The organism is Bacillus sp. CECT 9360 (assembly GCF_918741275.1).
GTDB lineage: Bacteria > Bacillota > Bacilli > Bacillales > DSM-1321 > Peribacillus.
In genome coordinates this window covers 1-18,581 of record NZ_CAKKNA010000008.1, presented here as the reverse complement: position 1 = coordinate 18,581, position 18,581 = coordinate 1, and the positions used below count along the sequence as shown (strand labels likewise).

Annotated in this window: 19 protein-coding genes and 1 pseudogene; 17 read left to right on the top strand and 3 right to left on the bottom strand. The window is 37.5% G+C overall.

Annotation, left to right across the window (positions count from 1 at the left end):
- Positions 1-14: 14 nt before the first annotated feature.
- The 4 genes from LQ216_RS11100 to LQ216_RS11085 all read left to right on the top strand — a co-directional run bounded on the left by LQ216_RS11100 (position 15) and on the right by LQ216_RS11085 (position 5,169).
- Entirely contained in the window at positions 15-1,319 is a 1,305-nt protein-coding gene (locus LQ216_RS11100) for an ABC transporter substrate-binding protein (protein WP_230129377.1), read from the top strand.
- Between the two features lie 162 nt (positions 1,320-1,481).
- Entirely contained in the window at positions 1,482-2,762 is a 1,281-nt protein-coding gene (locus LQ216_RS11095; protein WP_230129577.1) for a sugar ABC transporter permease, read from the top strand.
- Between the two features lie 16 nt (positions 2,763-2,778).
- Positions 2,779-3,606, top strand: a complete 828-nt coding sequence (locus LQ216_RS11090) for a carbohydrate ABC transporter permease (protein WP_230129376.1) — start codon at positions 2,779-2,781, stop codon at positions 3,604-3,606.
- A 630-nt stretch (positions 3,607-4,236) separates the two neighbouring features.
- A complete protein-coding gene (locus tag LQ216_RS11085) occupies positions 4,237-5,169 on the top strand; it encodes an LD-carboxypeptidase (RefSeq protein WP_230129375.1) in 933 nt (310 codons plus the stop codon).
- 210 nt (positions 5,170-5,379) lie between these two features.
- On the opposite strand, the gene LQ216_RS11080 is transcribed toward LQ216_RS11085, so the two are convergent.
- Positions 5,380-5,985, bottom strand: a complete 606-nt coding sequence (locus LQ216_RS11080; protein ID WP_230129374.1) for a TetR/AcrR family transcriptional regulator — start codon at positions 5,983-5,985, stop codon at positions 5,380-5,382.
- A 194-nt stretch (positions 5,986-6,179) separates the two neighbouring features.
- On the opposite strand from LQ216_RS11080, the gene LQ216_RS11075 reads away from it, so the two are divergent.
- From LQ216_RS11075 to LQ216_RS11055, 5 genes are all read left to right on the top strand, one after another.
- Positions 6,180-6,938, top strand: coding sequence for an SDR family oxidoreductase (locus LQ216_RS11075; RefSeq protein ID WP_230129373.1), 759 nt, complete (start codon positions 6,180-6,182; stop codon positions 6,936-6,938).
- Between the two features lie 339 nt (positions 6,939-7,277).
- Positions 7,278-7,727, top strand: a complete 450-nt coding sequence (locus LQ216_RS11070) for a LytTR family DNA-binding domain-containing protein (protein WP_230129372.1) — start codon at positions 7,278-7,280, stop codon at positions 7,725-7,727.
- Positions 7,724-8,146, top strand: a complete 423-nt coding sequence (locus LQ216_RS11065; RefSeq protein ID WP_230129371.1) for a DUF3021 domain-containing protein — start codon at positions 7,724-7,726, stop codon at positions 8,144-8,146. The genes LQ216_RS11070 and LQ216_RS11065 overlap by 4 nt, the downstream gene beginning before the upstream one ends.
- 34 nt (positions 8,147-8,180) lie before the next feature.
- The gene (locus tag LQ216_RS11060; RefSeq protein WP_230129370.1) at positions 8,181-9,116 is read left to right on the top strand and encodes an ABC transporter ATP-binding protein; all 936 of its coding nucleotides are present in this window, start codon (positions 8,181-8,183) and stop codon (positions 9,114-9,116) included.
- The gene (locus tag LQ216_RS11055; RefSeq protein ID WP_230129369.1) at positions 9,113-9,988 is read left to right on the top strand and encodes an ABC transporter permease; all 876 of its coding nucleotides are present in this window, start codon (positions 9,113-9,115) and stop codon (positions 9,986-9,988) included. Before LQ216_RS11060 ends, LQ216_RS11055 begins: the two co-directional genes overlap by 4 nt.
- Positions 9,989-10,134: 146 nt before the next feature.
- On the opposite strand, the gene LQ216_RS11050 is transcribed toward LQ216_RS11055, so the two are convergent.
- A complete protein-coding gene (locus tag LQ216_RS11050; protein WP_230129368.1) occupies positions 10,135-10,467 on the bottom strand; it encodes a helix-turn-helix domain-containing protein in 333 nt (110 codons plus the stop codon).
- 132 nt (positions 10,468-10,599) lie between these two features.
- Here LQ216_RS11050 and LQ216_RS11045 point away from each other — a divergent pair, with 132 nt between their 5' ends.
- The 7 genes and pseudogenes from LQ216_RS11045 (at position 10,600) to LQ216_RS11015 (ending at position 16,501) form a co-directional block, all read left to right on the top strand.
- Positions 10,600-11,658, top strand: a complete 1,059-nt coding sequence (locus LQ216_RS11045) for an LLM class flavin-dependent oxidoreductase (RefSeq protein ID WP_230129367.1) — start codon at positions 10,600-10,602, stop codon at positions 11,656-11,658.
- Positions 11,659-11,670: 12 nt separating this feature from the next.
- Positions 11,671-12,237, top strand: coding sequence for an NADPH-dependent FMN reductase (locus LQ216_RS11040; protein ID WP_230129366.1), 567 nt, complete (start codon positions 11,671-11,673; stop codon positions 12,235-12,237).
- A 333-nt stretch (positions 12,238-12,570) separates the two neighbouring features.
- Positions 12,571-13,050, top strand: coding sequence for a DinB family protein (locus tag LQ216_RS11035; RefSeq protein ID WP_230129365.1), 480 nt, complete (start codon positions 12,571-12,573; stop codon positions 13,048-13,050).
- 437 nt (positions 13,051-13,487) lie between these two features.
- Positions 13,488-13,634: a hypothetical protein gene (locus LQ216_RS11030; protein ID WP_230129364.1), complete on the top strand. Its 147-nt coding sequence runs from the start codon at positions 13,488-13,490 to the stop codon at positions 13,632-13,634.
- A gap of 648 nt (positions 13,635-14,282) precedes the next feature.
- Positions 14,283-15,059, top strand: coding sequence for a potassium channel family protein (locus LQ216_RS11025; protein WP_290369263.1), 777 nt, complete (start codon positions 14,283-14,285; stop codon positions 15,057-15,059).
- A 237-nt stretch (positions 15,060-15,296) separates the two neighbouring features.
- Positions 15,297-16,087, top strand: a pseudogene (locus LQ216_RS11020) (phosphotransferase).
- A gap of 204 nt (positions 16,088-16,291) precedes the next feature.
- Positions 16,292-16,501, top strand: a complete 210-nt coding sequence (locus LQ216_RS11015) for a hypothetical protein (protein WP_230129362.1) — start codon at positions 16,292-16,294, stop codon at positions 16,499-16,501.
- 298 nt (positions 16,502-16,799) lie between these two features.
- Here the strand turns inward: LQ216_RS11015 and LQ216_RS11010 are convergent, their stop codons facing one another.
- Complete coding sequence (locus tag LQ216_RS11010) at positions 16,800-17,648, bottom strand: DUF1206 domain-containing protein (RefSeq protein ID WP_230129361.1); 849 nt, start codon at positions 17,646-17,648, stop codon at positions 16,800-16,802.
- 440 nt (positions 17,649-18,088) lie between these two features.
- Between LQ216_RS11010 and LQ216_RS11005 the strand changes: the two genes are divergently transcribed.
- Positions 18,089-18,283, top strand: a complete 195-nt coding sequence (locus LQ216_RS11005; RefSeq protein WP_230129360.1) for a hypothetical protein — start codon at positions 18,089-18,091, stop codon at positions 18,281-18,283.
- The last annotated feature ends 298 nt before the right edge of the window (positions 18,284-18,581 follow it).

The window sequence follows — 18,581 nt, the reverse complement described above, 5'->3', positions numbered from 1 at the left end:
CAGGGGGATTTCTAATGAAAGCAAAAAAAGGGAAGTTATTAACGGGTTTCATGGCACTTTCGATGATTTTAGCGGCATGCAGCTCGAGCGAAACAAGCACAGATGATAAGGGCGATGGTGAAAAATCAGGAGAAGACGAAAAGGTTACGATTGTCTACGCAAATGGTAAGGATGTTACCAAAGGAACAACAAAAGTAATCGAAGCCTTCGAGAAAGCACACCCTCATATTGATATTAAATTACAGGAAATGCCTTCAGACACCGGGCAGCAGCATGATGCATACGTAACAGCGTTCAACGCGGAATCCTCTGAAATTGATGTTGTTTCCATGGATGTAATCTGGCCGGCGGAATTCGCCCAGGCAGGGTACGTTCAGCCTCTGGACCGTTTTCTTCAGCAGGATGGCATTGATTTAAGCAGTTACAATCAAGGGGCATTAGGAGCGGCACAGTTCAATGGTAAGCAATGGGCAATGCCGAAGTTTATCGATGGCGGTCTCCTGTTTTACCGTAAAGACCTTGTAAAGGAAGACGAGATTCCAAAGACATGGGATGAATTGCTGGCAACGGCCAGCGAGAAGAAAGGGGAAGGCGGCACAAAGTTCGGGTATGTGATGCAATCAAAGCAATATGAAGGGCTTGTCTGTAATGTGATTGAATTCGTTGCTTCCTACGGCGGGAAATTCATTGATGAAAACGGAAACGTCGTCGTCAACTCCCCTGAAACGATTAAAGGACTGGAAAAGCTTGTGGAAATAGCGAAGTCCGACGCCGTTCCGGATAATGTGACGAACTTTACAGAAATTGAATCCGATCAAGCGTTCATTGAAGGGCAAACCGTCTTTCTTCGGAACTGGCCGTACGAATACGCCAGCGCGAATGATAAAGAAAAGTCGAAAATCGTTGGCAAGGTCGGAATCGCTCCGCTTCCTGCCGGGGATAAAGGATCTGCGGCGGCACTGGGCGGCTGGCAGGCAGGAATCAGCAAATTTTCCAAGCATCCAAAAGAAGCATGGGAATTCCTGAAGTTCTTGACTGGGCCTGAAGGACAGAAAATCGATGCGATCTATGGCGGGCATGCGCCAACGATTACAGATCTTTATAATGACAAAGAAATCTTGGAAGCCAATCCGACATTTGGGGAAAAAGGATTTGTCGACGGCCTGAATGCAGCAGTGTCACGTCCGGTGGCGCCAAACTATCCTGAAATTTCCGAGATCATCCAAATTGAAGTATCCAAAGCTATAGCGGGACAACAGACGGTTGAACAAGCCGTACAAAACATGGATAAAGAAATCAAAGCAAAGCTTGTGAAGTAATGTTTTGAAAAAATTTGTGATTAGCCTTCATCCTGTGAAGGCTAATCCACTTTTTAGAAAAAAGGAGGGCAAGCTTTGGATATTCAACCCGGACAAAACGGTGTAAGGTCTGAGACAAATAGGAAGGTTGTTCCGCGAAAGACGAAGAAAGAAAAACGCAAGCTGTCCGAAAGTTCGTTTGCTTATCTACTAATTGCGCCGGCTCTGATTTTAATACTAGTAGTCGCCATCTGGCCGGTAGTGCAATCTTTTTACTATAGCCTTTTCGACTTAAGGCTGAACAACCCGACTAAATCGGAAGTTCACTTAAGCTATCATATCGACCTCGATCGTTATTTGAACAATTACCCTTTTTTACTCAGCGGAATTGATAATGAAATCAATGCCGGAAATGCCCCGGAACAATTACAAGAGATAAAACAGAAATTAAATGAGACAGATGAAAAAATTCAATCTTCAGATGGAGCAAAAAATCAGTATGAACAAGTAAATGATAAGCTAATGAATTTCGAACCAGTTAGTTCAGAGCTTAGCTTAGCTAAATTAGACAAGGATACAGCCCAAACGGTTCTGGAAGATATGAAACAAGTGAACACTGAATTGCGGCAAGTGGCATCCAGTACACAGCTGGGCCAGGAAGAAAAGCTGTTGGGGCTTTCATCTGGGTTAGCGGATTCTATCATTAATCCGAATTTTATCGGGCTTAAACATTATCAGGACAATTTTTCGGACAGCCGTATGTGGAGGGCAATTGGCAATACCGTTCTGTTCACGGTCATATCCGTAGGTGTAGAACTTGTTTTAGGGCTTGGAATAGCGCTGTTAATTAATAAGGTTTTTCTCGGGCGTGGCTTGATACGTGCGACAATCTTGATACCATGGGCCATCCCGACAGCGGTTTCCGCATTAATGTGGAAATTTTTATATGACGGCCAAAATGGGATTGTCGCTAAAATATTTGAAGATATCGGCTTTGTCAGCAGCATGTCCACGCTCCTGACCACAGACACCGGGGCCTTTTTCTCCGTCATCTTTGCGGATGTTTGGAAAACAACCCCTTATATGGCCCTTTTGCTTTTGGCCGGCCTGCAAACGATACCGGGCTCGCTTTATGAAGCCGCATCGATTGACGGGGCTGGCAAGTGGAAACAATTTGTGACCATTACCCTGCCATTATTAAAATCCAGTCTCTTAGTTGCCTTACTTTTCCGGACGCTTGATGCCTTCAGGGTATTCGACCTGATCTATGTATTAACAGGTGGCGGACCGGCTAACTCAACGGAAACGATTTCGATCCTTGCCTATAAGGTGATGTTCTCCCAAACAAATTTCGGTGAAGGATCGGCACTCTCAGTAATTGTCTTTATCTGTGTGGCGATTATCTCAATGATCTACATTAGTTTTTTAGGGAAAGACCTGTTGAACGATAGTTCCGGAAAATAAGGAAGGAGAGAAAAGGATGCAGAAAAAAGCGGGACCATTGTTTTATCTATTCCTCATAGCTTTTGTCATCATAGTCATGTTTCCTTTTTTATGGATGCTTATCAGCTCCATTAAGCCATTAACTGAACTGTTCGGTGATAAGGCCTTTACTCCATATACAAAGGATCCTACGCTTAATAGCTATGTTTCCGTATTTGTGGATTACCCGTTTTTAAAATATTTATGGAACAGTTTCGTCGTTTCTTCGATTACAACGATTTATACCGTATTTGTGGCATCATTTGCGGCATATGCGATTGCAAGATTGAGATTCAAAGGGAAAACGGTCATTCTCGGGCTCATCTTATCGGTGACGATGTTCCCGCAGATCGCTATCATTTCCCCGATTTACATCTTCCTGAAGAACATCGGTCTAACCAATTCATATCTCGGGCTGATCATTCCTTACACAACGATCGCGCTGCCGTTATCAATCTGGCTCCTCGTTGCTTTCTTTCGGAAAATTCCGTTTGATCTGGAAGAAGCGGCCAAAATTGACGGGGCTTCGATGATGCAGACGTACTGGAAGGTGATTTTACCGCTCGCGGTACCTGGAATCTTTACAACCGCGATCCTTGTTTTTATTGCCGCCTGGAATGAATTCCTGTTTGCCCTGACAATCAATACCGATGAAGCATATAAGACGGTACCGATTGGGATTTCCATGTTTCAGGGGCAATACTCCATTCCGTATGGTGAAATTGCCGCTGCTACGGTTGTCGTGACGGTGCCACTTGTCGTCATGGTGCTTTTGTTTCAGCGGCGCATCGTGTCTGGACTTACATCAGGTTCGGTTAAAGAGTGATGAAACTCAAAAAAACCAATTATAAAAACCTTATATCAAAGTTTGATCTTAAGCCTGATAACGTATATTAATATGCTTCTTGCAGGCACAAACATCTTTTAAGCTAAAAGATGAGACAGATGCTGTAACGAAAGGTATTGAAGAATATAAGGTTATCCACTCGATCCTTGGTATCGGAGAAAATTCCCTGCTATTATGATTATTTCTGAAGTTGGGGAAATTGACGGTTTAAACCGGTGACTTTTTCAATGGAAATAGACACTGTTAAAAGCCAAGGAAACTTTCAAAGATCTAGCCTAGGTAAGAAAGAAAACTAACTAAACAAAACCTTCCAAATAAAAAATAAGGAAGGTTTTTTAGCGTTCTTATAGAATCGCATGAAATAGTAATTATTTGTAGATAAAATAAGTTATCTTTCATATATATCATAACATACTCTGCAGTTTCGAATGGGAAGAGTACCAAGTCAAACCAGGGTTTGAGAAGCATTGAAAAACATATTATCTGAGGCGTGTGAACAGCCATACGGCAAGGTGTTTGCATGTATTTGATCTAAGAATGATCGCGAGATCTAATACTGTCACAGTAGAGCCAAGAAAATAAAATTGAAGAAAATAGGGAGAGGAATAAATGGCGATAAGACCACCGATGTTGCAAAGAGGTGATACGATAGGATTGGTTACCCCTGGAAGTCCTCTTGATGCTAATATTATTAATGCCAGAGTACAAACTTTAAGAGATATGGGCTTTAATATAGTTTTTGGCAGCCATGTTTATTCTTATGAGGGCGTCGTAGCTGCACCTGCTAGGCAAAGGGCAGAGGATGTAATGGATATGTTCAGAAATCCGGGAGTGAAAATGATACTCCCAACAAGAGGAGGGACTGGGGTTCAGTCCATACTTCCTTATTTAGATTATGCAGTCATCAAAGACAACCCTAAAATTTTATCGGGTTATAGTGATATAACAGTTTTACTAAATATTTTGTATCAATTTAGCAATTTAATTACGTTCCACAGTCTAATGCTTGTTGATTTTAAAATAGACACAACTGCTTACAACTTAAATCAATTCTTTGAAGCGAGCTCTACTCTAATTTCTCCTAGGGTTATTCAAAATCCAGGGGATATGCCTGTTTGGAGTTTAGTATCAGGAAATGTAACCGGTCCAATAGTGGGTGGAAATATGACTTCGTTAGTCAATACCATTGGTACTCCATATGAAATTGATACACGAGGAAAAATACTCTTTTTAGAAGAAATCCATGCACCTTCTACAACGGTTTTTCGTTATTTTACCCAACTAATAATGTCAGGGAAATTCCAAGATTGTCTTGGAATTATCATGGGACAATGTACGGATTGTCTAGTATCTTATCGGACAACGTATGAAGACTTAATTCAAGAATTGTTAGTCCCGCTAGGAAAACCTTTGATGGTCAACCTTGCTACAGGGCATGGTGTGTATAAAGCTGCTATTCCAATAGGTGCTACTGTTAATCTTAATACGGTAAGTAATACATTGACTGTGCTTGAACCAACTGTTAAAAAAACCAATCAATAATCGGGTTGTATGAAAAAAATTTTTCTTCATTTGGTCTTATACGATACATCATTTTTTTCTTGTTGACCTTTCATACGTTAGTTATGTTCGGAGGTGACTTTTTTTACCTGGGGAGGATAATGGACATGAACAAAGGAAGACATGAAAAAAATGGCGGTAAAAGGACCAAAGGGAGGTTTAAACATAATCATGAATTGTAGGGACTGCTAATCATTGTATATTTGGTTTATAAACAGCATTAGCCTTACTATTCTTGATTATTACTAATAATTGTTCCGCCATATAGCTCGGCCTGTATGAAAATCCGTTATTGATCCATTCAATAATCATTCCCAAAATAGCATAAGCATGATAGCTAGCATGTAACTCTCGATTGATCTCTGGATTAGGTAAATCATCTATTAAATCTTGAAGAGTTAGCTCTTTTAGTACATTGGATATTTTATTTTGAAAACCAGATAAAGTATTCGATTGCACGATTAAAGTGTAAAAGTTTGAGTGTTTTTCAACATGCTCAAACACTTTGATCGTAGAAGATGTTAACTTACTCACCTCAAAAATATCACTTCCGTTATACGGTTCGCGGTAAGCGGCAATCAAATCTGTGATGACATCATCAATGATTTCCTCCAAAAGTTCCTCTTTATATTGATAATGTTTATAAAATGTCCCTCTGTTCAGGTCCGCTAAATGTACAATGTCAGTAATAGAGATCTTCTTGAAATCTTTCTTTTGCATTAAAGATATAATGGCACCCTTTAAAGCCTGTTTGGATTTAAAAATCCTTCTATCAATATTATTAGTTTTACTATTCATATAGAACCTCCATTGTGCAAGAACCTGCATTAATAAATAGAAAAGGGGTAAGGTGTTCATTACTAGATAAATCAGGCTTAATTTGCTGATTGAATAGTTTGTACTTCATTAATTATACTATAATCAGATGTTAGTTAATGAACAATTGTTGATTAAATTAGTGTGAAACGAATCAAATATGGAGGGGATGTATAATGAGACTTCAAAACAATGTGGCAGTGGTGACTGGAGCAGCTTCAGGAATGGGGAAAGCAATTGCTATTCTTTATGCAAAGGAAGGTGCTAATGTAGTAGTTTCTGATATTAATTTAGATGCAGCTAATTCAACTGTAAAAGAAATCCAATCTAATGGCGGGGAAGCAATAGCTGTAATGGCAAATGTTGCAAAAGAGGAAGATATACAAAACTTAATCGATACGGCTGTAAGTAAGTATGGCACTTTAGATATCCTGGTAAACAACGCTGGAATTATGGATAACTTTGAGCCTGCTGGCGATGTAGAAGATGATCAATGGGAGCGAATCTTTGCTATCAATACAACGAGCGTGATGCGTGCTACACGTAAAGCATTACCAATCTTCTTAGAAAAGCAAAAAGGGGTCATCGTAAATGTTGCTTCTGCTGGAGGATTATATGGAGCTCGTGCAGGTGCAGCTTACACAGCCTCTAAGCATGCAGTGGTTGGATTCACAAAAAATACAGGGTTTATGTATGCCAAGCAGGGCATTCGCTGTAATGCAATTGCACCAGGCGCAGTTGAGACGAATATCAGTTCTTCTATGACAAACATTAATAAATTCGGTGCAGGACGCACACAACCCGGAATGGGAGTTAACCCGCGAATCGGTAAGTCAGAAGATATCGCAAACGTTGCTCTGTTCTTGGCTTCGGATGAATCAAGTTTTGTTAATGGAACAGTTTTTACAGCGGATGCTGGTTGGACTGCATATTGACAGAATGCCCCATTTAAAACCTACCAAAAAAATCTTTTTGGGTAGGTTTTTTTAATCATATACTTCAATTTACAGTTAGGTGCATTTCTTTAATAAGGAATGCATCTTTTCACAATTGGGCCCGATTGTGGACCATTTTATCTAAGCATTGATAGACCTTTAGGTGATCAAATGGTTTTTAAAAGAGGGGCGGAGTCAAGTTGTCTTATTTATTAAGGGTGAAATGTATTTTTATGGTCTGTTTCCAGTCACTTACCGTTTGTTTTTAACCACTTACCGTTTAATTGTAAACTTTTCCAATTTTCATGGTATATTTTGTTTAAGAAGCGGAGGGAGCGTATGCAAATTAAGCTAATAATCGATGAAAAATATACCGAGACAGAAGTGCATATTCATGCAAATAACTATAGCGATCAAGTAGAACAGCTTATGAAGTACTTAAAGTCTACGGGTACGGATGTCATTGATGGGTATTTACAGCAGGAAATTTATATGCTGAAGATTGAGGATATTTACTTTGTGTATTCAGAAGGAGCGAAGGTTTATTTTCAAACAGATGAACATGAATATGAGTCAAAACGTAAGTTATATGAGCTTGAGGCGTTGTTAGAGAAAAGTTTTGTGCGAGTGAATAAATCGACGCTTGTTAATATGTCGAAAATTTCCTCAATGAAGGTAGAGAAAACGGGTATGATGCAGCTCGTGATGGATAATGAGGCGACAGCACATGTTAGTCGAATGTATTTAAAAGGGTTGAAGAAGCGGTTAGGTATCGGGAGGGATGCATGATGAAAAAAGTGGTGCAGACCGCACTTTTAGGAGCACTAATTGGTTTAAGTACTTCGTATATGATCATTACAATCATTTTAGTATTAAATCCCGCCAAAGTGATTAACGGGCAGCGACTTCTTTTGGAGTGCATATTAGCTATTTTTCTTGGTGCTGGTTGCGGATTGATTTCACTTATTTTTCGCACGGAGCGATGGTCGATTGCAGTTAAGCTAGTCGTCCATTATGTCGTTATTTTAATGCTTGTGCTTGTTTGTGGTGCAATCGGTGATTGGTATGAAAGTCCAGTGGTCCAACCATTCGCGTTTATTGTGTTTCTTGCTATTCAGTCAGCGATTTATCTTGTGATATTTAGTGTTATTCATTGGGTAAATGTTCGAGAAGTAGAGAGAATTAATGAAAAATTAAAAGGGCGATAGGGAGCCTAATCCTATCACAATCGAGGTGGAATGAATGCTAGAACAACAAGTTATCATTAAAGTAACTAACTTACAGAAAAGATATGCTGGATTTGAAGCTCTAAAAGGAATATCGTTTTCCGTAAAAAAAGGGGAGTTGTTTGCTTTTCTCGGGACAAATGGGGCGGGGAAATCGACAACAATTGATATCTTATGTACACTGCTTAAAAAAACTTCAGGGGGAGTCTATATAGATGGTTATGAACTAGGTGAAAGAAACGGGAACAATCATATAAGAAAACAAATTGGTGTTGTATTCCAAGAGAGTGTATTAGATGAACGGTTAACAGTTTATGAAAATATTATTAACCGTAGCCACTATTATCATTTAAGCAAAAATCAAATTCAGGAAAACTATCATTTTGTTTCAGAATATTTAAAACTAGATGATATTCAAGCTAAAAAATACAATACTTTATCTGGTGGTCAAAGAAGACGAGCAGATATTGCACGTGCTATTATCCATAAACCACATCTATTATTCTTAGATGAACCCACAACGGGTCTAGATCCACAAACAAGACTATTTGTTTGGAATGCCATTAAGAGATTGCAAGAAGAAACAAATATGACCATTTTTTTAACAACACATTATATGGAGGAAGCTGCGGTGGCTGATAATGTCGTGGTTATTAAGGAAGGACGTTTGATTGCGGAAGGTACACCTCATCAATTAAAAGATAGATATGCTTCTGATCGTTTGCATTTATTATTTAACCATACATTTAATCCGGAGATTTGGTTAAGAGAGAAAGAATTATCGTACACGTTAAAAAATTCAATTTATACCGTTCGCGTAACATCTACTTTAGAGGCATATGACATTCTTAAAGAATTAGAGGGGAAATTAGAATCTTTTGAGGTGATTAAAGGGAGCATGGATGACGTCTTTATTAATATTATTGAGGAAAAAAGGAGGATCGTCCAGTGAAATCTCTATTCTATTTAATTAGTAGGAATAACAAAATATACCGTCGCGATCGCACATTATTACTTCTTTCCCTATTGTCAGTGTTCATTTTAATTATATTGTATGCAGTGTTTTTACGACAAACTCAAATCAATGCAATTGAACAAATTATGGATACAACAGATGCATCTAAAGCAATGATAAACGAGTGGATGGTCTCAGGATTATTATCTATTACTGGTGTAACGACAACGTTAGGTGCGTTTGGCATCATGGTTAAAGATAAAGAAAGTAAAAAAACGGATGATTTTTTAACAGCACCATTATCAAGAGCTACGATCCAGTTAAGTTATGTCATTCATTCATTTTTGATTGGCCTCTTTTTCTCAGTGATCGCCTTCCTTGGCTGTGAACTATTCCTTGTCTTATCAGGTAGCGAAATATTGAGTGTTGCTAGCTTTTTAAAAGTTTTGGGCATTATTATTCTTACTGCTGCTTTATCTAGTGCAATTAACTTATTTTTGATCCTTTTTATTAACACGCAAAATGCTTTCTCAACACTGAGTACCATTGTTGGAACGGCCATTGGGTTTTTATGTGGTGTTTATATTCCTATTGGGAGTGTTCCTAATTTTGTTCAAAACATCATTATGTACTTTCCTGTCAGTCATACGGCAGTTCTGCTGAGACAAACATTCATGACAGATTCCATTCGCACTGTTTTTAAACACGCGACACCAGAACAAATACTGGAATATAAGAAACAGTACGGTATAGTCTATGAATTAAACGATAAACTTGTTAGTACAACATATAGTTTATGGATGATTGTCCTTACGATCATTGTGTTTACTTCTGTATCCATTATGCTATTCAAAAGACACAATAAATAACTATATAAGTGGAACTAAAGAATAACGCACAAATATGTGGCTCAGGCAGCTTTCATTCATAGATTCCACTTATAGATAGGTAAAATTCTATATTAAAAAGGGCAGTCATCAAAGGCAGCCTTTTTTAGGTTACAAGCTTGTTTGATTCAATTTTTGCATCTTGTGTGCAATGTGTGCTTAGTTCCCCATTCATGCATGGCTTCTAAAATGGGTTCCAAGCTCCTACCATATTCAGTAATCGAATATTCAACTTTAGGAGGAACCTGTGGATATACTACGCGCAGAATAATATCTTCATTTTCCAATTCTCGTAACTGATTTGTCAGCATCTTCTGCGTGATTCCAGGAACACTTCTTTTTAGTTCGCTGAATCTTTGCGTACCTTCCTTCAATAAATGCAATATGATAATCGGTTTCCATTTCCCAACTAATATACCTAGAGCATCTTCTACACGACATAATTCCGGTTCTATTTTCATCTTAATTCACCCCGTTAGTATCCTTTTGTATACTATACCACTTTTAAGTGCGTACTTTATTAAATGGGGATTGTGAGTAATAATAGCATTGTTAGTTGAAAAACAAATTTATTTACAGGATGGTTGAATCATATGGAAAAATATCGAATCGACCCAAGCAAGGGTCTTGAATTTGGACTTTATACATTAGGAGATCATATCCCAAATCCGATCACTGGAAAGCGCATTTCAGCGAAGCAAAGGATAAATGAAATCATTGAATTGGCTAAGCTTGCTGACCAGGCAGGAATTGATTTTTTTAGTGTAGGTGAAAGCCATCAGGAGTATTTTACCACTCAGGCACATGCGATCGTTTTGTCAGCCATTGCCCAAACTACACAAAAAATTAAAATCGGAAGTTCCTCAACAATCATCAGTACATCAGATCCCGTACGCGTGTATGAGGATTTTGCGACCATAGATTTGATCTCTGATGGTCGTGCAGAGATTATTGCTGGCCGTGCATCCCGTGTTGGGCTATATGAACTGTTAGGCTATAACCTAAGTGATTATGAAGCGTTATTTGAGGAAAAATTCGATTTATTACTTAAGCTTAATGAAGAAGAAATAGTTAATTGGAGCGGAAATTTCCGTGAGCCGTTAAGGAATGCTGAAATTCTTCCGCGACCTAAAGACGGATCACTTCCTATTTGGCGTGCGGTTGGCGGTACGCGTGCAAGTGCGATGAAGGCTGGTTATGCCGGAGTCCCAATGATGTTGGCTGCACTGGGAGGTCCTGCTAGTATCTTTAAACATTCCATTGACGCTTACCGGGAGGTTGCCGAGAGTAACGGTTTTGACCCGGCCACTCTGCCAGTTGGGACAACAGGGTTTTTCTTTGCTGCAGAAACAACACAAGAAGCAATGAGAGCGATGTATCCTTATATTAATGAAGGAATGAAGCTGACAAACGGACAAGGTTTTCCAAAACAGGCATTCGCTCAGGCAGCAGATAAACGCAGTGTCATAAATGTCGGTAGTCCTCAGGAGATTATTGAAAAAATCCTGTATCAGCATGAGCTATTCGGTCATCAGCGTTATCTAGCACAAATGGATTTTGGAGGCATGCCATTTGATAGATTAGCAAAGAATATTGAAATTATCGGAACTGAAATTTTACCAGCCATAAGAAAATATACTGGAACAAAATAGGAGGCAATCATCATGAAAATCGTTGGGATTTCTGGCTCGATCGTAGGCTCTAAAACACGGGCTGCAATGGACTACACATTAAAAACAGTCAAAGAAAAGTATCCAGACGCAGAAGTAACATTAATAGACTTAGCTGATTATGACGTTCAATTTAGTGATGGACGAAACTACATGGAATATGAGGGTGATACAGGATTTATCACAAAAACCGTTATGGAAGCGGATGCCATTATCATAGGTACACCTATTTTCCAGGCATCCATTCCAGCGACGTTAAAAAACATTTTTGATTTACTGCCTGTTAATGCTTTTCGTGATAAAGTCGTGAGTATGCTTGTAACAGCAGGCACACCAAAGCACTACTTAATAGTCGAGCAAAATTTAAAGCCGATTTTAGCTTATATGAAAGCACAGATTGTTCAAACTTATGTATTTATCGAGGAAAAGGACTTTCATCGTAAAGAAATTGTCAATGATGATGTGCTCTTTCGAATTGAACGTTTAGTAGAAGATACTGTTATGTTAACTGAAACTTATACAAAAATTCGTGAAAAAAAAGAAGAGCAATATGAATTTTAAAACAAGTAAGCATCAACCCTTTTGGGAAATTGATTGCTTTTTTGTTTTAATTTTACAATAAAAGGATGTGAGGGTTTACACATAAATTAACGGGAACTTTCTTATATAAAATATCAGCAATGGTCTTTCACAATAGGCGCATTTCTTTAATAAGGAATGCGTCTTTTCAGAATAGGGCCAGATTGTACGGACTAAGCCAGCGCTCTCAACGACACTGTGAAATCTGCCCTAATATATTGTATTCAGTTCTTTTACTCTAAAAAAAAGGGTTTATAAACTTTTTGCCGAAGAGATTTGGAATGCTAAACAATTATAAAGCTGGAGGCTGTCGTGATGTTGAAACTGTTTCAATATAACTGGCAAGTTCGTGACGATTGGTTTACATGGTGCGAATCCGTACCGGAAGAAGAATTATTAAAGAAACGAGTTGGTGGGGTCGGCAGTATCCTATACACTCTGTTTCATATCGTGGATGTTGAATACAGTTGGATTTTAGGTTTGCAAGGGAAACCTGAGCCTAAGGAGCCACCGTTTGAGGCTTATGCCAGCTTAGAAAAAGTGAAAGATCTTTCAAGACAATTTCACAGGGAAGTGGAGCCATTTGTGACATCTTGGACAAGCGAAATGGAATCCCAGACGCTCTCAGAAACCGATTCCAATGGGGAAACAGTCAGCTTCAGGCACGGAGAGATCATGCGTCATGTCATTGCTCACGAAATACACCATATAGGACAGTTATCTATATGGGCACGTGAAATAGGAAGGAAGCCTGTTACCGCGAACATGATTGGAAGAGGATTATTCAACAATTAAAACAAAGAATCTCTGAAAAAAAAGCGTAAATCTGAAAAGTTTGCCCACAGTATACAGACTTTACTTACATGAGTATGGCTTAGTTAATGACGAATAATTAAATATTAATCCAAACGTAATAACTGATTTCGATCATAAATCAGTACCCGAAAAATGTAGATATTGTATAGTTCTTGTCTTCCCAACAAATAATATGAAAGTTAGAAAGGGGAGATAGAATGACCAAAAAAGAAAAAGCCCAAGATCTCGTAGAACAGCCTTTAATGTCAACAGGCACTAATGAAGCTGGATTGAAAAGGGTACTAAGAAGTCAAAACTAGCGAGTAAACCTAAAGTTGGAAGACAATCGTAGGAGTTTCGGAATAACTGGTCGAATTTAGATAATCCATCCTACTGACCACCAACCATAGACTACCTTTATTCAGGAGATGAAAAGAATGAAAAAAAAGGATGATTTTTCAGAGGGAGCCAAAGTGACAAAAGATAATCAAATATTTGGAACACCTAATAGCAAGAGCAAGAATGGAACTGGGGATTCTCCAAATGATAATGTTAGTAAGAATAAAGATCAACGTAACCGTTAGACTAGCAGCCAAGAAATTCTTGGCTGTTTTTTCATTATTGTATACCTATTTAGGCTACCGAGTTGCATTAATAAAATAACTGAGGTTCCATTTTTGAAGCTCTTTCACATTTTTTTCTTCAACCAGGCGCATTTTTGGTAAATCATCTGAATCTAATATACACTCCCCTTGAGTTTTTCAGCCATTTAAGCCTCCCAATAACCCTTTTTGTCTACATTATATTCAGATTCAGGAAATTCCAATTTAATTTCCTGAAATTACTTTGACATATGAAAGTAATAGACGGGATGGGATTTCTTTGAGAGTATGAATATATACCCATATGAAAAAGGGAATATTATGATTTTCGATGTGATTATTATTGGAGCGGGTTAAGCTGGTTTATCTATGGGATGCCAACCTTCCAAAAACTAGCAAACGATTTGTCATCCTTGATCAAGGAAAAAGGGTTGGGATGTTGGAGTTATCGTTACGATTCCTTAATTTTATTTACATCACGATCCTAAAGTACTCTGCCTGGATGGAAATGGGACGGAAATCCAAGCGGGTTGCTATCCAAAGACGGGGTAGCCGATTACCTTGAACAGTATGATTATACATTTGATTTACTATTTCAATTGTATAGAGAGGTATTTTAAAGATTAATTAATGGAAGGAAGGTTATTGTTTTTGTTAATATTTCGTAGGCTAGTAAATAGGATAAGTAAGGTTAATAATACATTTATTTTCGTTTTGACTATTTTAGTTATAACCGTTAGCACTTTTGTAATGAAAAAAATAGAACCCGATACATTTCCAAGTTTATTTGATTCTTTGTGGTGGGTTATGACAACGATGACTACTGTTGGTTATGGAGATTTTTATCCAACAAGTGTCGGCGGCCGGATTTTTGCCATGGCATTATACATAATAGGGATCGGTATCTTAGGAGTTGTAATAGGAAAAATCGTTGATTCGTTTGGTACTTTCAAACGTTTGAAAGGGGAAGGTAAATTGAGATATAAGGGAAAAAATCATATTGTAATTGTTGGTTGGTCAAAGAAAGCAGAGTATGCGGTGAAGGGAATTCTATCTACGAAGGACTCTGAAGTTGTGATCATTGATGAATTGGATAAAGAGCCTTTTGAACACGACAAAGTTCATTTCGTTGCTGGTGATGCTGCTACAGAGAATACAATAGATTTGGCGAATATTAAGGAAGCCAAATCTGTAATTATTTTTGCTGATGATAAAATTGATAATCCATTATTGGTTGATGGGAAGAGTATGTTGTTAGCAGCCTCTATTGAACAATACGCACCAAATGTAAAAACAATTATAGAAGTAATAAAGGAAGAACATCTTAGAGGTTTTACTCACGTTAAAGTGGATGAATTTATATTATCTAACGAACTTGTTTCTAGGAAAGCTGTTGACTCTTTATAAAATAAAAAGAGCCTTGGCAATGAATTATTAATAATGCATCATTAAGTGTTGTATTGATTACGGGAAAATACAACACTTATGCAAGCCACATTCGATAATAGACCCTCATCATAAATGAAAGTGTCCTTAATTATAGGCTCTGTTAAGTAATACTGTTTATTTTTCTATTTTAACTAATGGGACAGATTAGTTGAACAAACAGGATTTGTTTTACGGTTTATAAGGAGGAATATTTAGATGTCAAACCATGAAAACGAAGAAATGCTAGCAGGAGGGAATGTCTCTAACGTTTATCGTTCGGGAGATACTGTGCGACGTGAATTAAAGCCAGATAGTCCCAAAATTCATACTCTATTAAAGCATTTGGAGAACAAAGGTTTCAGTTATGCACCAAAGTTTTTAGGTATTGATGAAAAAGGAAGAGAGATATTATCATTTATTGAAGGAGAAGCTGGTAATTATCCTTTAAAAGAATGCATGTGGTCTGATGATGTCTTAATAGAAATAGCGAAGATGCTCCGTCTTTATCATGATTCTGTGAGTGATTTTTCATTTGATGATAGCTGGCAATTGATAGATAACACCCCCCAACAATTTGAGGTACTATGCCATAATGATTTTGCAATATACAACATTATTTTTAATCATGAAAGACCAATAGGTATTATTGATTTTGATGTTGCTGGACTGGTCCAAGACTATGGGACATAGCTTATACTCTTTATACTTGCGTCCCCTTAAGTAGATTTTATCTTTCTGAAACAGGTGAGAAAATTTATTATAATACATTACAGCATGCTAACAGTCTAAAACAAAGAGTTAGACTGTTTTTTGAATCTTACGGTGAGGGAATAGAAAAAGATTATTTGGAAAAGGTATTGCTACGATTAGAAGGGTTATGTAAAACAATTACAAGAAAAGCCAGTGAAGGTGACATTGCTTTTCAAAAGATGATAGATGAAGGGCATCTTGAACATTATCAAAACGATATAAAATTCATTCGTGAACATGGAAAAGAGTGGATTTAAGGGTAGGTTTTTGTTGTATGGGGTAAATCCTTTTTCTTATTCAAGTAACGGGGTAGATTAGTTTAATAAGATGCCTTCATCTGTTTAATTGAGTGCCAGCTCATGTTATAATGAGAAACTTAGGATGTTTACGACTTTTACTTATAATTGAACGGATGCCAAGAAAAGCCTCCGCATAGCGATAAAATATGGAGGTGTAAGAGAATGAATAAAAGATGGACAATTGGTAAAATTAAAAAATTTGTTGAGAACAATTCGGAAAGTAAGTTGCTAACAACGGAATATCACGGTTTTTCTCAAAAGTTACTATTTAAATGTGCATGTGGTAGCAACTTTGAAAAAACATTTACGAAATTTAAAAATAATAACCAACGTAAATGTGACGTATGCCAACCGCCACAAGCGACACGATAACGTATAGCGAATAAACGAAGTGCCGATTTCTATTAAAGAGAAGTTGGCACTATTTTTATTTTATAGGGGGAATAAAAGTGGATTTCACTAAAGGCGAGGTTTATACGAATATTCATTCTAAATTCCCATGAAAATTTAAAAAGCTCAAAATCTAAAGGAGTGCATAATAAAACAGACCCAGTAAAAAGCTTTTAAAAAACCGATAATGTGGCGAATCCCACCAAATTGCATTTCTAAACAACAAAAGGCTACCACGACAATCATAATCGTGGTAGCTCCATCATCACTTACCTCTATACTATTTTCCATCATATCCAAAATTCATATGCTGATAGCGTCCTCGAATAATTTGGTAGACGCCATATAAAATTAGTCCAACTGCCACTATAGCCAGTAAAAACTGGCCGAATGGTTGGCTTGCTAATTCTGTTAAAGCACCGCCAAGCCCTTTTGATTCATCGGGGTTATGCGTGTATGCTGTGCGAATGAAGAAAAATCCGACCATACATAGAACAATCCCTCGTGAAATCAGACCTAGTTTACCTGACAATCGTGCGATTTTACGTTCCTTATCATTCATTTCATAGGTTTTGAATTTAGACATGAATTTCTCTTTTACACCACTATAAAGTTCGTAAACACCATATCCAATAATAATTGCTCCTACTAATCCAACTAACCATTCGCCAAATGGCTGTTCCATTAACTTAGCCGAAATCGTTTTCTCAGAATTGCCACCACCAGCGTCCCCCGTGTGACTAGCTAATTTTATTGCACCAAATGCTAAATTCGTATAAATGACTCCACTGATGAAATAACCAGTTCTCCTAATCAGACCTTTAGCATCTGTTCCTTCATTTTCAGGATCCTTAATCGCTTTAATAAAATCCCATAAGATGTAACCGATTAAACAAATTCCGATGATCCATAATGCAACTTCACCAAATGGCATTTCGGCGATTGATTGAAGAACACCAGATGTCCCAGTCATGTCGCCTCCGGGTCCGAATGCTGCTAAAGCTGCGAGTACCCCAATCATTCCGTACACGAGACCTTTAGCCATATAACCTAAACGACCAAAACGACGCACCCATGGTTTCACTTCTCTCATTTTATCTTTTGCTTCTGCTTTTGACGGCGACTTCATATAATGTACACTTCCTCTACAATCTTATTATATGAAATTCCCGTTTCATCGTGAAAAGAAACAGCCATTATTTTCATGCTTGATAAATCCACCCACAAATAATGTTGTTAGGACCTGACGGCAAAAAGAATTATATGGTACTCTGCACATATAGGAGCTGTTTGTTGTGAAATAGTAAGAACGAGATGAGGAATATATGAGGATCTCCAAACATTTGTCTATCTAATCCTCGGTCCCGATAAACTTTGCCAATTGGGTACATGTTCTATTTGATGATGGGTACTCGTATGTGATGTTTACGGAACCTTTTGCGATAGGCCCAGTCATTCTTGGTATTGTAATATTGATATTTAGTGAAAGTTCGTTATTTAAATTGTATAATTAGTTTCAGAATAACATTTGGAAGGTACGACATTTCATTTTTAGTTGGAGAGATATGAATGAATATATTTAAAAAGAAAAAGAAAAGAGAGGAACGTAAATATTTTCACGTTAAATGGGATGAGGTTGAAAATGCTGAAGATCTAGAAAATATAATGAAACATGTATCAGGTTGTTCGAGGATTTATGCTTCAGAATCAGATATAAAAAGTTTAAAACTTGAGAAATATTTTTTACAATCAAATAAGTCATAGAACATCCATCTAAAGAATTTTAAGTTATAAGTTATAGTGAAGGTTAAAAGCATTCATTACGGGTGCTTTTTTATTTTGCCAATGTTGAAGCAAATTTTATCGTTAATGATTTGGCCGAATTACCTTTAATCATAGAGGATATTAGTAAACATAAATGTTGAGGTTTGTTCTACTAAACCAGCTAATAGTTTGTCAACATTTTTCAATAAAAAGATTAATAACGTCATGATATACTAAAAATGTTCATGCCAAATAACCTTCCTCTATGTTTTATTTGGAAGGTTTTGTTGTATTTAGT

Excerpts from the sequence above, each read along its gene's own strand:
- LQ216_RS11010 (WP_230129361.1), bottom strand. The coding sequence starts at position 17,648 with ATGAAGTCGCCGTCAAAAGCAGAAGCAAAAGATAAAATGAGAGAAGTG.
- LQ216_RS11040 (WP_230129366.1), top strand. The coding sequence starts at position 11,671 with ATGAAAATCGTTGGGATTTCTGGCTCGATCGTAGGCTCTAAAACACGG.
- LQ216_RS11035 (WP_230129365.1), top strand. The coding sequence starts at position 12,571 with ATGTTGAAACTGTTTCAATATAACTGGCAAGTTCGTGACGATTGGTTT.
- LQ216_RS11085 (WP_230129375.1), top strand. The coding sequence starts at position 4,237 with ATGGCGATAAGACCACCGATGTTGCAAAGAGGTGATACGATAGGATTG.
- LQ216_RS11100 (WP_230129377.1), top strand. The coding sequence starts at position 15 with ATGAAAGCAAAAAAAGGGAAGTTATTAACGGGTTTCATGGCACTTTCG.
- LQ216_RS11065 (WP_230129371.1), top strand. The coding sequence starts at position 7,724 with ATGATGAAAAAAGTGGTGCAGACCGCACTTTTAGGAGCACTAATTGGT.
- LQ216_RS11075 (WP_230129373.1), top strand. The coding sequence starts at position 6,180 with ATGAGACTTCAAAACAATGTGGCAGTGGTGACTGGAGCAGCTTCAGGA.
- LQ216_RS11005 (WP_230129360.1), top strand. The coding sequence starts at position 18,089 with ATGAATATATTTAAAAAGAAAAAGAAAAGAGAGGAACGTAAATATTTT.
- LQ216_RS11060 (WP_230129370.1), top strand. The coding sequence starts at position 8,181 with ATGCTAGAACAACAAGTTATCATTAAAGTAACTAACTTACAGAAAAGA.
- LQ216_RS11090 (WP_230129376.1), top strand. The coding sequence starts at position 2,779 with ATGCAGAAAAAAGCGGGACCATTGTTTTATCTATTCCTCATAGCTTTT.
- LQ216_RS11030 (WP_230129364.1), top strand. The coding sequence starts at position 13,488 with ATGAAAAAAAAGGATGATTTTTCAGAGGGAGCCAAAGTGACAAAAGAT.
- LQ216_RS11045 (WP_230129367.1), top strand. The coding sequence starts at position 10,600 with ATGGAAAAATATCGAATCGACCCAAGCAAGGGTCTTGAATTTGGACTT.
- LQ216_RS11015 (WP_230129362.1), top strand. The coding sequence starts at position 16,292 with ATGAATAAAAGATGGACAATTGGTAAAATTAAAAAATTTGTTGAGAAC.
- LQ216_RS11070 (WP_230129372.1), top strand. The coding sequence starts at position 7,278 with ATGCAAATTAAGCTAATAATCGATGAAAAATATACCGAGACAGAAGTG.
- LQ216_RS11050 (WP_230129368.1), bottom strand. The coding sequence starts at position 10,467 with ATGAAAATAGAACCGGAATTATGTCGTGTAGAAGATGCTCTAGGTATA.
- LQ216_RS11025 (WP_290369263.1), top strand. The coding sequence starts at position 14,283 with ATGGAAGGAAGGTTATTGTTTTTGTTAATATTTCGTAGGCTAGTAAAT.
- LQ216_RS11080 (WP_230129374.1), bottom strand. The coding sequence starts at position 5,985 with ATGAATAGTAAAACTAATAATATTGATAGAAGGATTTTTAAATCCAAA.